This is a genomic window from Ekhidna sp. (assembly GCF_963691765.1).
In the GTDB taxonomy this organism is placed as follows: Bacteria; Bacteroidota; Bacteroidia; order Cytophagales; family Cyclobacteriaceae; genus Ekhidna.
The window spans coordinates 4,020,961-4,037,398 of record NZ_OY829375.1 but is presented as its reverse complement, the minus strand read 5'-3'; the positions used below and the strand labels follow the sequence as shown (position 1 = coordinate 4,037,398).

Annotated in this window: 13 protein-coding genes; 7 read left to right on the top strand and 6 right to left on the bottom strand. The window is 38.4% G+C overall.

Translation table 11 applies throughout. The features are described from left to right. Window positions 1-174: 174 nt before the first annotated feature. Window positions 175-1,032, bottom strand: coding sequence for a CPBP family intramembrane glutamic endopeptidase (locus tag ACY650_RS18065; protein ID WP_462249673.1), 858 nt, complete (start codon window positions 1,030-1,032; stop codon window positions 175-177). A 172-nt stretch (window positions 1,033-1,204) separates the two neighbouring features. Between ACY650_RS18065 and ACY650_RS18060 the strand changes: the two genes are divergently transcribed. After that, the gene (locus ACY650_RS18060; protein WP_462249671.1) at window positions 1,205-2,254 is read left to right on the top strand and encodes a helix-turn-helix domain-containing protein; all 1,050 of its coding nucleotides are present in this window, start codon (window positions 1,205-1,207) and stop codon (window positions 2,252-2,254) included. 66 nt (window positions 2,255-2,320) lie between these two features. Here ACY650_RS18060 and ACY650_RS18055 read toward each other — a convergent pair whose 3' ends face one another. The 5 genes from ACY650_RS18055 to ACY650_RS18035 form a co-directional block, all read right to left on the bottom strand. Next, on the bottom strand, window positions 2,321-2,911 hold the full coding sequence (locus ACY650_RS18055) for a hypothetical protein (protein WP_462249669.1): 591 nt from the start codon (window positions 2,909-2,911) through the stop codon (window positions 2,321-2,323). A gap of 62 nt (window positions 2,912-2,973) precedes the next feature. Continuing rightward, complete coding sequence (locus tag ACY650_RS18050) at window positions 2,974-3,531, bottom strand: DinB family protein (protein WP_462249667.1); 558 nt, start codon at window positions 3,529-3,531, stop codon at window positions 2,974-2,976. A 63-nt stretch (window positions 3,532-3,594) separates the two neighbouring features. After that, complete coding sequence (locus ACY650_RS18045; RefSeq protein WP_462249665.1) at window positions 3,595-4,104, bottom strand: DUF6702 family protein; 510 nt, start codon at window positions 4,102-4,104, stop codon at window positions 3,595-3,597. 230 nt (window positions 4,105-4,334) lie between these two features. Continuing rightward, entirely contained in the window at window positions 4,335-5,576 is a 1,242-nt protein-coding gene (locus ACY650_RS18040) for a serine hydrolase domain-containing protein (RefSeq protein ID WP_462249663.1), read from the bottom strand. A 79-nt stretch (window positions 5,577-5,655) separates the two neighbouring features. After that, entirely contained in the window at window positions 5,656-6,828 is a 1,173-nt protein-coding gene (locus ACY650_RS18035; RefSeq protein ID WP_462249661.1) for an alpha/beta hydrolase-fold protein, read from the bottom strand. 245 nt (window positions 6,829-7,073) lie between these two features. On the opposite strand from ACY650_RS18035, the gene ACY650_RS18030 reads away from it, so the two are divergent. The 6 genes from ACY650_RS18030 (at window position 7,074) to ACY650_RS18005 (ending at window position 16,348) form a co-directional block, all read left to right on the top strand. After that, window positions 7,074-8,753, top strand: a complete 1,680-nt coding sequence (locus ACY650_RS18030; RefSeq protein WP_462249659.1) for a histidine kinase — start codon at window positions 7,074-7,076, stop codon at window positions 8,751-8,753. Further along, window positions 8,750-9,448: a LytR/AlgR family response regulator transcription factor gene (locus ACY650_RS18025; RefSeq protein WP_462249657.1), complete on the top strand. Its 699-nt coding sequence runs from the start codon at window positions 8,750-8,752 to the stop codon at window positions 9,446-9,448. Before ACY650_RS18030 ends, ACY650_RS18025 begins: the two co-directional genes overlap by 4 nt. A 371-nt stretch (window positions 9,449-9,819) precedes the next feature. Further along, on the top strand, window positions 9,820-12,201 hold the full coding sequence (locus ACY650_RS18020) for an ABC transporter permease (protein WP_462249655.1): 2,382 nt from the start codon (window positions 9,820-9,822) through the stop codon (window positions 12,199-12,201). A gap of 100 nt (window positions 12,202-12,301) precedes the next feature. Continuing rightward, window positions 12,302-12,646, top strand: coding sequence for a PadR family transcriptional regulator (locus tag ACY650_RS18015; RefSeq protein WP_462249653.1), 345 nt, complete (start codon window positions 12,302-12,304; stop codon window positions 12,644-12,646). Beyond that, window positions 12,643-15,309, top strand: coding sequence for an ABC transporter permease (locus tag ACY650_RS18010; protein WP_462249651.1), 2,667 nt, complete (start codon window positions 12,643-12,645; stop codon window positions 15,307-15,309). Before ACY650_RS18015 ends, ACY650_RS18010 begins: the two co-directional genes overlap by 4 nt. Beyond that, the gene (locus ACY650_RS18005; RefSeq protein ID WP_462254445.1) at window positions 15,302-16,348 is read left to right on the top strand and encodes a hypothetical protein; all 1,047 of its coding nucleotides are present in this window, start codon (window positions 15,302-15,304) and stop codon (window positions 16,346-16,348) included. Before ACY650_RS18010 ends, ACY650_RS18005 begins: the two co-directional genes overlap by 8 nt. The last annotated feature ends 90 nt before the right edge of the window (window positions 16,349-16,438 follow it).

The following is a 16,438-nucleotide window of genomic DNA, read 5'->3' as shown; positions in this document are numbered from 1 at the left end:
ATAACTAGTGATTTACGTATGCGAAGCATTTAGTGCGGACAGGCCAGTCATAAAATCTGTTATAGGACGGACTTCCGAACAATAACTGATTTTATGTGGTAGTTGCTTGTTTGATAAACAACAAGAAAGAAGAAATGAACTGAAGAAAAGTGACCATTAGAAATGTCATCATAATTAGAGAATGTTTTGTAAACCCCATAGATTGGTACCATGTATTATGACTGAAGGTATGATGGACTTATATCGCTCATTCAAGTAACCCCAAAGCAACCCTATTGGTAAAATACCAATAGCGCTAATGGTAGCCGCATAGTAATCATCTGTTTGATAGCCAAAATAAGGGATGTGTTGTAGTGCCCAAATTAAGGAGACTGAAAACCACGCGACAGCCTTGCTGTTGATTACTTTTCCGAGTCTTGACTGGAACAAATTCCTGGCGATTTCTTCAGGGATGGCAGCTGTTAGAAACCCCAATACGATGTAGCCTTGAATCCCACTTTCTTGATATGCAGAAGTGAATTGCATCCCTTCCGGGAATGTCAGGTAGGTGATCCCTCCTATCAAAATCATTAGCGGTAGACCAATAAACCAGTACTTAAAGTTCCAGATCCCAATTTCATAGGGTTTATATCTTTTGACTGCCAAAAAGTAGATCAGTAAAAAAATGGGAAAGACGAATAACAGGCGCAGTACCATGGATACGATTCGTGTAGCAGAACTCACTTGTTTCGGATCAACAAGTACAAACCAATAGATCATGAGAGAAGTAGCGATGAGCGTTACAAGGATGACCGTGATAAGTTCATTTTTAGGCTTCTTTATTTTCCATTGCGGAAAAACCGGTTGCCCAGAGAAATAAATAAACTCTGACAATAGAAAACATAATCCCATTACTGTTAAATAGGTAAGTGTATTGTCCAGCTTTTGTTCTAACACGCCTATGGCAATCAAACAGACAGCTAGTATAAGAGAGAGGAAAAAAGCCACTCTATGCCTATTAACCAACTGATATATATGCGATACGTATTTCATTTATTACATCATTGTTTTCACAATAATTCACCGAAATGGTGTAGAAAAAGTTCTAAAAATAAAATCAGAACGAATCTATTCGCCCGTGATGATGCATTTGATGCTTTGTCAAAAATGATTGAAAGTAAACGTTTAGAATTTCTGAATATAAATTCAGAACGTATATTAAGACATGGTTGACTTCTACTGGCTCAAAAGCTTCACGGAAATCATACAGCTTTTTATTTCCGTATTTTTCATTATCTATTTGAAGGTCAAGTTTGGACGACCGACTGTTCAATTGCTATGGCTCACTGTATTTTTCTATATCAAAACAGCTACCGACTTGTATGGTATATTGAATTATACATCGTGGATTTCTGCGATTCTTACTCAGCCGGTGTTGGGTTTCTATCGGACCGCAATGGGCACATTTGAATTAGCCATGCTCACCAGTTTTACCTTATTTGTATTGGCTACTAAAGGGATAAATCCCAATCTAAGGCAGATATTTCCTTATTTCACGGTTGCAGTCTTATTATTTCCAATTAACTGGTTATTACAGTTCTATTTTGATTCTGACTTGCTGGTAGTATTTGAAATTGTTAAAATAATTTGGATTGTCACGATGATCCATTTGACGATTAACGTCATCAATGAAAAACAATTGAGAATATTGGCATATTCCATACTTCTATGGAATCTCATTTGGCTGACAGAAGTGGTATTACACCAACATCTCCACCTCATTTCTGAACCGACATCCTGGGTGATGTTTGTGATTGGTGAACTTGTACTGACCGCTGGATTAGTTTCCTATTTAATTCAAATCATTGCTAATCCCAGATTACTAAGATTTGAGCTACCAGATTATATTTTACCAGAAAGCTTACGGAAGCTAATAAAGAAGAGCCTGGATAGGGTTTTACATGAAAAAAAAGTTTATCGTGATCCTGATTTGACTGTAGGAACACTCGCCAAACAACTAAACGTGCCTACTACTGATCTTACGCTTTACCTAAACAGAATTCTAAAGAAAAATTTCAATCAGTTTATAACTGAATATCGAATTGAAGAAAGTAAACTTTTGCTGGCAGATCCAGCATCCCAAGGTCTCGCTATAGAACAAATCATGTTTTCGGTTGGTTTCAAGTCAAAATCTGTTTTCAATACTGCTTTTAAAAATGAAAGTGGCAAAACTCCATCCGAATTCAGAAAATTAGCATCAAAAACAAGACTTTGATCCTATTCCCCAAACATTTACCATTCTTTCACTCCTGTACAAACCAGACTAGCATCCATTGCTTATTTATTCAACCATTGTAACTGAATCCAGTACAAAATCCCCATTATTGATGGCTATCAACTCGTTAAAATCGAGCTTACTGTATTCTTTTATCAGTTGATTATCTATGAACACCAAATTATACGGAATACGCCTAATTTTATAGTTAGAAAGTAAATAGTTATTGGCTTCTTTACCTATTACAATCGGACTAACTTGAGCGAGTTGGTAGGTTTCTACAAATTTTCTAATCGAGTCTAGTGGTGCCCAATTACCTGATATCCAAATAGTTCTAATATTCATCAAACTATCCTTCTTAGAAACATATATCTCGGCTTCATCCTGACAGTGATTGCAATCGGGGCTAAAATATTTAAGCAAAATAATGCCCTCTTTTGATATACTTGAACTACTGAAGATCGTACTATCTTCGACGGTCGAAATGGTGAAATCAGGCAACATCAATGTCGAATCAAGTTCAATTGGTTCTTCTGTTTTTTCGGCAGTCGTCGTTCGATTATTACACCCAGAAAAAATCGTTACGGTTAACAGATATATAATCATGCGAACCTTATACTTATTCTTAAATTCTTCTATTAAAACTGATATTTCCATATTCATTCCAGCTAATCCTATTTTATACAGTACTATACCTAAGTCTCCTCAAAAATACACCACTACCACCCATAATATCCTTTAGGTATCACTCCACTTAATCGAAGGTATACCACACATTGTCCTCTATGATGAATAATGTGGTTCTCTAATGCGTAAAACAACCGCCAAACCGGAATATCATCACCACCAAAATCAGTCATAGAAAGAAGTTCCTCACCTGAGAGTTTTTCAACGGACGCTCTCATATAAGCATACATCTTTTTTATCTCCCCTATGACCTCTTCTTTGGGCATTTGTACGGGTAGCTTGATGTCTTTATAAGGGTTTTCTAAACTTGTTCTGCTCGCCAACTGCCCACAAGTGTAAACGACACAATGTCTCCATTGCTCAGAAAAAGTCATGGCTTCTTCTGCATACTTAAATGTATAAGACTCAGGAGGCATCTGCTCCATACTGATTAAGGTTATTTTTTCGGACCTTCGCCAAGCAGCAATCAGCTCCTCCTTCAGTTTATCTACATCTTGAGATTCTGTTGAGTTACAAGCATTTAATCCTACTATCGGAATTAATCCAAACCCACTTGCACTTATTCTTTTAATAAACTTTGAACGCTTCATAGGTATTTATTTTACGATATGCCTCCATTCCATTGATGATAAAGAGCTGAGATTATTCATATACTAAAATTGATATTTGATGTGATAGTCCTGAAACGTAGCTTCACGATATTCTTGCGAGATAAAGGGAGGAATTCGTAGAGTCATCGAATTGGTTTGCAAAGGACCGAAATCCAAAAAGAAAAGCTTATTCTCTATAAGAAAATCATCTCCATTATTAATGAAGACATTTTCCACTGAAAACTTCAATGCCAGTATTGTGTTGCTTCCATATACCTTAGATGATCTATAATTTAACTTTAGCTCTTCTTCCCCTACAACTATCTTGAAGAAGGTGTCAAAGTAATTTTCAATTTCTTCGATATCATCATTGGTAATCTTCGATGCATCAAAGTTTAGACCACCCAACGAGTTTTGAAAATCATCTATAAAGACCCTGCATTCGATATTCATCCTTTTCTTTTCAGCATCGTATTCAATCAATGAGGTTGTCATTTTTATCGGATGATTGAAGCCCGAGGAGGCTAGAAGTATGAATACCAACGAGCTTATGGTAGATAATCTATATTTCATTGATCTAATTGACAATAAGTCTATGTTGATATGGTACCAATACAAAGCTGATCCCTTATGCAATACTATTGCATTTTAAAATTTGTTGCAACCATATAATGTTGAGCGCTGTGTAGCCCGGTTGCTTCAGCAAGTTTCTGAAAGCCACCTTGATGTAATTTTTAAGCATACAAGTTGTTATTTATCTGTTAGTACTTAAGCCTGAGAATTATTCCTTTAGTTGATTATTTTCATTCAAGATCAAACAAACCCGATTTGACTAGCTCTCGGGAAATGACATTTAGTTGGTTCCTTTCACGGTCAACATTTGCGGTACCGAAATAGGCAATAACCAAGTCTTTGGAAGGAGATACATAAAGCCCCTGACCTCCATGAGCTCCTTTGTAAAAGTCTCCGTCTTCGAACACGGCACTCCATTGATAGCTGCTATGTATTTCTTCTGCTAGATGTCGTGACATGGTTTTGAGATTCGGGTTTACATCTCGAATTTTTGATAAGTGAGCATCGGAAATTATTGAAGCATTCTTTCTTCCACTAGGTGTGAATGCATAACCAAACTTGGCCAGGTCTCGCAGCGTGGTAGACATGCCATCAGCATATGAAATGATGGTTCCGTTCACATTGCTACCAATAAGGGCACTATACTCCGCTCCTATCTTATCCCATATTTCTCGCTCCACAAAAACGTTGAAAGTGAGACCGCTAATTTTCTCCACCAACAAGGTCAATAACATGGCATCGGCATTTGACCATTGATGTTCTGTCCCTGATGGCTTAGCTGATTTTGCCGTTGCCAAGTCTTCAATTGGATCAAAACTCACTTCGTAATTCTCTAGAAGGACGCGTTCAATGCCCGAACTCATGTCCAGAATGTCCCGAATCGGAACTCCCTCCCAACCTGAACTTTTAAGGTCTTCAAAGTAGTAATCAATCGGCTTGCTCGTATCGATTAAACCTCTATCCTCCAAAATGGCAACTGAAGTGCTCACGAAGACTTGGGTCATAACCATGTTAACATGCAAGTCAGTTGGGAACATTCTAGGATAGCCTTCAAATACTATTTTACCTTTATGAATGATGATCAACCCATTTACTTCTACTTGCTGCACATAATCATTCAATGATAGCCCACCGCCTTTCTTCAATGTTGTGGATGTAACGAAATGTTTCACATCATCTCGTGGCATTTCTTCAAGAATCAATGGGGTCTCTGACCTGCGTATGCGCGCGTGTTCATTTATTCTAGAGAAGTTGAGATAAAAATACCTTTCCAAATCGCCATATTCTGTCCAGTTCCCACCTTCATAAATACGTTTATGAAATGAATAGATCTCATCTTTGGTGAATCCTGTGTAATTATAGGTTTCATATTTAGGACCTGCAGCAGCAATGGTTTCATCGCCTTTATTGGGTTCCGATTTACATGCCAGCATAAGAGGTATTAAAAGCAGAAGTGCTATGTTATTTCTCATAAGTTGATATTGATAGATAGTCTTCTCCAAGAAAGCCGTACCTCAACGCACAGCTTTTCCTGGTGCCATTCTGAATTGATTAATTGTTCTGGTTCTCGAGTCTTTGGAGTAGCCTTTTGGCAACGGCATAATCTGGATCAATCGCTAATGCTTTTTCAAATAGGGATTTCGCTCCTTCCTTGTCACCTTGATCTCTTCGCACAACACCCATTCCGAGATACGACTCTTTGCCTTCAGGATATACCTCCAGAGAATATTCAAAGATTTCTTCCGCCACAGCTGTGTGCTTAGCAATTATCATGTCTACGCCAAGGTTGAATATCATCGAGATGGGTGGCTGAATTTCATACCCGTATCGTTTTGATAGTGTATCAAAATGTCGCACCACTTTATCCAATGAATCCAGATTTTCAATGGGGTTAAAATCAGGATATGTTTCGAGAAGAAACAGGGTATTGTCCTGAGCAGGTACGTGCACCTGGTTCACCAGTTCATCCACCTTATAGCTAAAATTCGCTGGTTTGTTGTCTGCTATTACCTGAGAGAATTCAACAACATTGTCAGTTAATCCCTCATCATCACTGTAGACGATGTGAAGCGACCTGTTCTCCTCAAGTGTTTGAATAGGACCTGATTTGATTTTCTCATGAAGCACATCGGGTATGATCATGATGGAAGGACTGCTTGCGAAATAGCTATTAAAAAGCATTGGCTTATTGAGTAAGGTATAAACCGCAAAAAATCCACTATTGGAAGCGCCATAAAACATTCTGAATGGAGCTGTGCGGTATGTATTATCCACATGCGGTATCAACTCTGTCTCTATGAATTCAATGTAATTATCTGGGACAGTTGTGTCTTTTTCTTCTCCTGCTGGCAACAAGATCCGATTGCCTTGAGGCAAATCAATTCCAATAAGTATGGTTTCAGGAATCTGTCCTTCACCCATGTAGTCCAGTGTTGAAGCCAACATGGCGAACCGAGCACGGAAATGTGAACCTAACTGATATATCACAGGATAGGTCTTCTTAGAACTATCGTAATTGGCAGGTAAATGAATAGTAAGTGGAATGGTTTGATTGAGCACTTTGGATTCAATAGCAGCGATGTCACCATATGTGACTGCTGCTTTTTGTTGCGCGAAGCCAGGTATCAACATGATCACGTTTGCAACCATGACCATTATGGCGATCTTCACTCCTTTGTAATCCTTTTTCCATTCTTGTGTTCGCTTAGTTAGAAGATTATGCATAGTGTATGAGTTTTTGGAGGTTGTACTAGAAACATCTAAGCCATGTTGTGTATTTCTCCATATAACTTACCAACTGCTCTATGCATGAATGAACTGCTCTAAAAAGGCATGAAATAACCCCAGTAGTAATTTTGAGGTATACTATTCACTAAGTTGCTGTTACAATCCGGAGCAATAAATGGAACCTTGAATCGCATGTATTCAAATCATTTAGTAAGCTTACGTTCGAACCGAATGAAAATACATTGAGACTACTCCTGTTCTTTATACTGATCCTACTGCAAGTGAAAGTACTTGCTCAAGATCCTGTATTCAAGGTTCATGAAACACTATATAAAATCGGGGACCATCCCTCCTGGTCAACTGTGCAATTGGATGATTCGGACTGGACTACTCAGTACCCGATCATGGAAAATGACGAAATTCTATGGTATCGCTACGACATTGAAATTCTAAGCTCACCGGATACTTTACGGCTATACGGCATTCAATTGGAAGCTTATGGTGAATACGAATTGTTTTGGGATGACGAACTGATAGGAATCAATGGAAATCCTGGCCAAGAGTCCACGCTGCCGCCAGAAGGAGAACTCTGGGCTACCTACAGTATTCCTAACCATCTTACAGATACTGGCAATCATGTATTGGCCATAAGGGCGAGCCTGATGCACTTCCCGGATCATACCCGAATATTTGAGCTAGAGATAGCTTATTACGATGACCTGTTAACAGAAGGTCTGATTGAGAATGCCTACATGCACATGTTTGCTGGCGCATTTTTAATCGTATCTCTCTATTTTCTTTTCTTATTCCTCAGTAACAAAAAAGCCTATTCCACACTGGTATTTAGCATTTGTTGCCTGTTTATATTCGGATTGGTGCTAACGGTATTCAGCAGAGAGTATTTGACGATGCACTACAGCTTACACGTCATAAGGCTTCAGGTAATCAGCACATTATTGTTAGGAATTTCATTTTTGATTCCATTCTATTTTTCGATGCAGTTTCCGTTTCCAGGTCAAAAATGGTCACTCATTGCGTACGGAGGAATCCTATTTGCAATGCTATTCATACAGCCACATGCATTTGGCTTAAAGTCCGTAACGGCAGTATCGGGCATGTGGACTTTCTCCTTTGGAATCGTCGTTTATGGTGCCTACAAAAAGGTAAAGGGAGCACGCTTGGTTATAGTTACTTTACTATTATCGATGGCCATTTTTATAGGCATTGGGTTTGTTGTTAGTCTCTATGCCGGCTTGGGACTGATCCTTTTAGGTATGTTGTATCTGTTATCTATCAGAATCAGAGATCAGCAGTTGGCGTATGAAGAATCGCTGGTTCAGTCTACGCGATTGCAACTGGAACTGCTGAAAAAGAACATTCAGCCTCATTTTTTATTGAATACTTTGACTTCATTGATAGACTGGGTGGAAGAAGCTCCTAAAAAGGGCGTATTGTTCATTGAGGCATTAGCCAAGGAGTTTCAACTTTTCAATGAGGTAGAAGATAAAATGCTCATTTCTATTGATCAGGAAATCGAACTTTGCCGCACACATCTCGAAATCATGACCTACAGAAAGGAAATTAACTATTCATGGGAGGATGAAGGAATAGACAGTGAACAGACCATCCCTCCAGCAGTAATCCACACATTATTGGAAAATGGAATCACGCACAGCTTGCCTCTTGCTGAAAATAGCATCAAGTTTAAGCTTAATTACGAAGCTAACGGCGATTTTCAGTGCTATACTTTTTTGACTTTTGCAACGACTGCCAAGCAAACTTCAGAGTTAAATGATGGCACCGGGTCAAAGTACATAAAAGCCAGACTTACAGAAAGTTATGGCAATCATTGGGAGTTCACTTCTGAGCCTGTCGAGCACGGTTGGAAGAATACAATAAAAATACATTCCAAGGAAAAATGAAGGTCTTAGTTATCGAGGATGAATCAAGAATCGCCAAACGAGTAGAACGAATAACTCGCGACATTCTGGGCGGCAAGTTGCATTCGCTAGCTGTGATCAACACCCTTCAGGAAGGATTATCCTTCATTGAAAACAACACTTTAGATCTTGTTCTTCTCGATCTGAATCTTAATGGAGAAGACGGATTCGATCTCCTGGCGCGTACGGTTTCAGGAGCATTTCATACGATCGTCGTTTCTGCCAATACCGATCAGGCGCTTAGGGCGTTCGAGTATGGCGTTTTAGATTTTGTACCTAAGCCCTTCAACAAGGAACGCCTGGAGCAAGCGTTTAATCGGGTGATTTCAAATGATATTGAGCAGCTACACGCTGTGAAGTATTTGTCTGTGAAGAAAAGGCATACGATACAGCTTGTGCCAATTGAAGATGTGATATATGCCAAAGGTGCAGGTGCCTATTCAGAGCTCTTCCTTAAAGATGGCAGCAAAGAGCTACATGACAAGTCGCTTGAAAAGCTGGAACAGCTCCTAGCCCCCCACTTTGTGCGGATTCATAAGTCTTACTTGCTGAAGATGACTGAGGTAAAGGAAGTGAAGGTGTCCTCGGGAAGTAAATACCTGGCTATGCTTAAAAGCGGAGAATCGATCCCTATTGGACGAACCAAATACAAAGAAATAAAAGCTAAGTGGGTTTAGCGGAACGGTTGATTGAGTGAATTTGAACTACCCAGGTTTGAACTTGATCCACATATCGGGTAGATTAGAACAAGGATGACAGTACAGGATTTACTAAAAGCAAAGAAAAGCAACTGCTTCTAGATAGGAAACCTAACGTTCACCATTTAATATCAACCACAACATTATTAATTATAACCTACCTACCGCAGGTAGGTGCAGGACATTATACAACATCACTAGTGATTTACTGGTTGTGAGCTTATTCGAACAATTAACAGCTAGTACAATTCCTTATAAGAACTCTTTTGGTAAATAGCTTATCAAACATCTTGTTAACAACAAAACTACAATTAGGAAACAACTATCATATAATCTCGTTATAATGGATTATGCTTAGAAACTTTTTCCTAATCACCTTTAGAAACATCTTGAAAAACAAGGGTTCTTCCTATTTGAATATCTCTTGTCTTACAATGAGTATGGGCATTTGTTTGTTCATTTTTCACTTCATTTATTATGAAACTACCTATGACTCCCTGCCGGAAGAAGCGAATGTTTATAGGGTTGAAACTAGCAGCAGTGGCAATAATGATATTCAAAACCAGAGTGCGCTCACATTATTAAATGCTGCTCCGTTTTTAAAAAATCACTTCAATTCTATCGTCGATTATACAAGGCTTGTTTCATTCTCCGAAGAAGGAACAGGGTTGTTCAGGAATATTCTCAATGATAGTACTGAAACACGCATTTATATGCGTAAAGTATTTTATGCTGAACCATCCATCTTCAAAGTCTTTCAATTACCAATAATTAATGGAAACAAGGAAACGTGTTTGATAGAGTCAAATTCCATTATTATTTCAGCTGAGATGGCCCAAAAGTGGTTTAAAAAAGAGTTTTCATCTGGTATTTCTATTTTAGGTAAAAAGCTTAAATCTCCTGGTATAGGCGATGTAGTTGAGGAATATGTGGTGACCGGTATTTTTAAGAATAGGCCGGAAAACACTCATTTAAAGTTTGATGCACTTGTGTCAAAGTCGATGAGTCACCAAAGAACTCATGAAATACAAAATACCCATTCCTATATAACCACTAATGTTTCTATCCCACAACTCAATACCGGTGTTCCATATGTAGAAAATGGAAACTCCACTTTTTTAACCATAAGACCAATAAATGAAATTCATTTGTCATCAAATGTTTCAGGAAACCCAGAGCCATCAGTTAGTAAGCGCTTGATATTTTTTCTTATAATCATAGGCTCAATACTTCTCATACTAGCATCCACCAATCATATAAACAACACCATTTTTAATTCTATAGATAGAGCCAAAGAAATTGGAGTTAGAAAGCTGCTTGGTATAAAACCAAAGCAACTATTTGTGTCCTTCATTGGTGAAGCTTTTTTGATAAACCTAATTTCCATTCTGTTAGCTATTATTCTTTTTATTGTTGGCGCTCAAATCATCCATATACAGACAGATATTGGGTATCCTCCCTTAGAGGCTGGTAATCCAAACCTGTATTTACTCTCTCTTCTAATTCTCTTGGTAGTAAGTACACTACTATCAGGATTATACCCAGCATTTTACCTCACATCTTTAAGTCCGATATCCTCATTAAAGAATAAATATGAATTGATGGGTTCAAAGCAATTCAGTTCTGCTGGTCGAATCATACGTCTTTTGTTGATATTTCAATTGGGTGTTTCTATCTGCTTCCTCTCGGGTGTATATATCGTCTATTTACAAATGACTCATCTAAAACAAAAGGGTAGCTCTCCTATGCAGCTTTCTATTACAGGTATTTTTCCTGGCACATCTGGAGCAGGAGAAAAATTTTCAGAAGAAGCATTTTATGAATTAAATGAATATCAAAAGACAGAAGCACTAGAGTCTTATACGATTTCTAACCTATATAAAGGTGAAGTAAAAACGAAACAATGGATAGAATTGGACTCAACTAAAAATGTCGTCAAGCTAAGTGTAGTTGATCATGGATATATAAGTCGATCAGGGCTAACCTTTCTTTCAGGGAGAAACTTCTACGACACATTTGGTAAAGATGCCGATAACGCTATAATCTCATATTCTGCCATGATGAAAGCTGGATACAGCTCACCTGACAGTATTTTGAACCAAATACTCGTTTCAAAAGGAAGTAGATGGAAGGTCATTGGCGTTGTTAAAGACAATAATCAAGAATCAGAAATATTTGTAACTGGATTTCGATATCGAACATATGTTGATGTTGTCCTAAACTATCCTGGGGGTAAAGGCGAAACACTAGATCAATTTCTTGACAAGAATCAATACTATTTATCACTGGGACTTCCTTTTTTCTCTTTGTTTAAACGTAACTACCAAAATCAAGACAAAAACGAAAAGAATGTGATGAACATGTTCTTATTTTTTTCCATTATGACATTGATCATCGCAAACATGGGAATGTTTGGACTTTCCTCTTTTGTGGTCCAGAAAAGGCAAAAGGAAATTGGAATCAGAAAGGTACTCGGAGCAGAATCTATACACATCCTTATCCTGCTCATTACTGATTTCTTAAAGCTTGTCTCTATCGCCTCAGTTATCGCAATTCCATTTGTCCTGGTTAGTTCGAGAAAGTGGTTAGAAGATTACGTTTATCGAATTGCAATAGAGCCTTCGATGATTATGCTACCCCTACTTGTCGTGTTAGTGATCGCATTGGCTGTAGTAGGAGAAAAATGCTTCAAACTAGCTATAAGTAGCCCCATAGAATCGCTAAAAGGCTAGATGAAAATACCTGATACATACATTGTCATTAATCAAAACTACAATTAGGAAATAACCGCATTTATTTTTATCATTGCAAAACTACAATTAGGAAACAACTATGGGTAAATACCAATTAGGTGAATTTGAGGAAATCGTTTTATTGACAGTTGGTGTCCTTCACGGTGATGCCTACGGGGTCTCTATCAAGTTTTCGATGGAAGAGCGATTGAAACGATCTGTCAGCGTGGGCGCACTGCAATCAGCGCTTAAAAGACTGGAGCAAAAAGGGTATGTGACTTCACGTGCAGGAGAAGTTACCAATGATCGAGGTGGAAGGCCCAAACGTTACTTTGAATTGACCACAGAAGGAAAAAGAGCCATTGAATATGCCCGAGAAATTAGGAATCAGCTTTACAATGAAATTCCAAAAATGGTCATGGACATTAACATCAAAAAATCGTGAATATTTCTGATCCACCGAAAAATCTCCTTCGTCTATTCCGATGGTTCTGCCATCCAGACCTTAGACCATTTGTTGAAGGAGACCTCATTGAAATTTTTCAGCACCATGTCAAGACCAAAGGGAAAAGAAAAGCAAACTGGCTGTTCGCTAAAGAAGTTGGCAAACTGGTCCGACCATCTCTCATTAAAAACTTAGAAGGATTCAAAAGATTAAACAATTACGGCATGTTCAAAAACTATTTAAAAACTTCAATTAGAAGCCTGAAAAACAACCTACTGTTTTCAACCATCAATGTCTTTGGATTGGGGATCAGCATGTCGGTAGGCATCTTAATGATCTTACTACTTACGGAACTCAATTCCTTTGATCAGTTTCATGAAAAAAAAGAATCCCTCTATCGAATTACCTCCTCGAGTAAGATCCATGAAATGGAATTAGCTCTTTCTACTGCTTCTCATTTTATAGGAGAGCAACTAGCCAATCAGGTTACTGGTGTTGATGAAGTGCTTATCATGCGTCCCGGAATATCGACCAATCTGGAGTTGAGAGGTGGACCTATCAGCCTAACAGGCTACTATGCTACCCAAAATTTTTTCGATGTATTCTCCTTCCAACTACTTGAAGGCAATCCCAATACCGCTCTGGTCGAACCCAATAGTATCGTTCTAACTCAAACGTTGGCTAATAAGATTTTTCCTAATGTCAATCCCATCGGTAAAGCATTGGTGTTGGAGAGCGATGGAGGTTGGCAGCAACGCACCATTCAGGGTAAGGTTACCGGAGTTGTTGAAGATCCTCCAACAAATTCTCACCTTCAATTTGAGTCACTGGTTTCATTATCAACCTATGACCAACCAGCTGAAGGCAATGGATGGAATCCAAGTTTCAGGACTAATCAAAAGGCATTCCAACAAAGCTTTGTATACGTAGTATTGAATGAAGATACTCAACCAGTCGCTATTGAAGAGGCTATGGCCGATATCATGGCTGACTATAATCAAAAGGAAGAAAATCCAATCATTCATGGCATTCAGCCACTGGATGAATTCGTGACTAGCGATAAATACATAAACCGGTCTGGGGCTTCTTTTTCTAAAAAAAGAATCTCAATCATGTTGGGACTTACGGCAATCGTCCTTCTCTCGGCTTGTTTCAATTACACAAATCTTTCGTTAGCCCGTGCGCTGAGAAGAGCAAAAGAAGTGGGCGTTAGAAAAGTAAATGGAGCATCACGCCTGCATTTGCTTTTACAATTCATGATTGAAGCCACACTCCTATCACTAATTTCTTTTACTGTAGGAGTTGGACTATTCTTTGTCATCCGTCCTGGCTTTTTAGCCTTGCCTAACCCTGCTGCGAATGGATTCAGCATGTTTGAGCTAGATATAGCGCCGATTCACTTGCTGTACTTTTTATTCTTTGCGATCATGATAGGAATATTAGCCGGAATCCTTCCAGCCATCTTCTTATCTAAACTGAAAGCAGGAACAGTATTTAACGATGCAAGTAAAATCAAGTTGTTTTCTGGGTTAAGCCTCAGACGCATACTTATTGTTTTCCAATTCGCTTTGTCTATTGGATTGATCATGTGCGCTTTCCTCATCAACAAGCAATATCAGTTTGCACTAAACTATGATCCAGGTTATGAGACTGAAAACATCTTCAACATCAGTATTCATGGAGATTACATCGATTTATTGGAAACGGAGTACAAAAAACTTCCGGCTGTAGTAGCTACTGCCAAAGCATCCACTGTGCTGGGATATGGAAGTGGCGAAATGGGGATGGCACATTCTGAAGATAAGAGTCACACCGGAATGGCGCTCATAAACGCCATTGACGAAAACTACCTGACCATGCATGGATTTGAGTTAATCGCTGGCAACTATTTCGAACAGCCATTGAGTGAGGGTCAAGAACCTGATCAAGTTATCCTTAACAAATCCTTTCTTTCATTGCTGCAAATGGGTTCGCCCCAAGAAGCTATCGGAAAACATATTTTCTTTAGAAATGCGAGATTTAGAGTAATCGGTGTAGTAGAAGATTTCATTACTTATTCATTGAATTTGAGCTTCTCGAACGCCTTTGGTTTTGTCCAACACGCCACTGAAGGAATCTATGAAGCTCGAAACCTAGGTGTCGAGATACATACGGATGATCTTCTTACTACTATAGGAGATTTAGAAGGCATTTACCGAAAGCTAGATCCACTTCACCCATTTGATGGCAGTTTTCATACGGATGCCATTGCTAAATCATATGAATCCGAAAAAACAACCTTCACCATCATTTCATTTCTGGCCTTTCTGGCAATTTCCATCTCCACGCTGGGACTTTTAGGAATGGCGGTTTTTACTACAGAAACAAGAATGAAGGAAATCAGTATTCGAAAGGTGTTAGGAGCAGGAATAGCAAATTTGACAATGCTGCTATCCCGAAGCTTCATCATCATGATTGGAATAGCCGCTATTCTATCCATCCCATCAACCAAATACATTGTTGATGAAATAATACTCAACGAGTTTCTATACCGGGCAAATTTTAATATCGCTGATCTGCTCTCAGGACTCTTTGTTGTGTTTCTATTTAGCCTACTCATTATTGGTTGGCAAATAAGGCAAGCCGCTATACAAAATCCATCTGATCTCCTGAGAGATGAATAAGTCTAACACTAAAGCAATCTTTTTTTATCTACTAACAGTGACAAGCATTGGAAGTACCGCTCAATCTCATAAAAACATTATTGGTGCATGGAGACAAGTGGAGGTAATCACCTATGAAGAGAAAGAAAGTGATTTACCAATTAAGGCAAATGGCTATTTAAGATATGAGTTCAAGAATCAAAAGAAACTTAAAATCTCTACTCATCACACACAAAATGCTTCTAATAGCCCCACCATCGGTTACAAGATTGAAAAAGACGTTTTAATCTACGGTTTTGAAAGAAGGTTTCTCATTGTGGAGGTCAATAAGCAAAAACTTGTGCTGGTAGATCTGGAAGGTGGGCTAAAACCAAATTCCACAAAACACATTTTCATACGAGAACAACTATACCTGGATAATCTTCCTACGAATCCTGAAGATCGAATTCAATTTGGAAACGAAACCAGTTATCTCATCTCTGAAAAACTTACTCCCTCTTTTGAAACAGTAAATCCCGACTTTCACCAGTTTGTTAGCATGCGTATGAATACCTCCTATGAGGAAGGTGAAAACTATACGCACGCAGCTCTTGCTATTCATCCCAATGGGGATATTGGAAAGATTCAGATCTTGCATCATGTAAATAAAGAGACGGATCAAAAATTTCTTGCCGCTATCAAAAAGTCAAGAGGATTGTGGACCCTGCCAAAGCTTAATGGCAAAGAGGTACCGATCACCATATTTGTTGAAGATCGCGATATTGGAAAACAAAAAATTACTAGTGAATATTCCTTTTCGATCACTCCCATCTCTTTTGAAAAATACACGGATGATTATCTGAAATCTTTCAATGCGTTTTCAAAATCCTATTTAAGAGGTAACATTGAATTGGCTATGACTCATTTGAATAAATGTGAAAAAATACTTCCAAATGAACCCAATGTTCAGTACGCCAAATATCTATGCTACACCAGACTAGGTAACAAGGCAGAAGTCGAGCAAGCTCGCATGAAAGTAAATGAATCAAAATTAAGCTATCTACTCACTGACACTAAATAAAAATCAACCTCCAAAAATCTATTTGAAATTTTTCAACTGGTTCTGACGCAGAGACCTATGACCTTTTGTGGAAGAAGATTTTATTTGAGC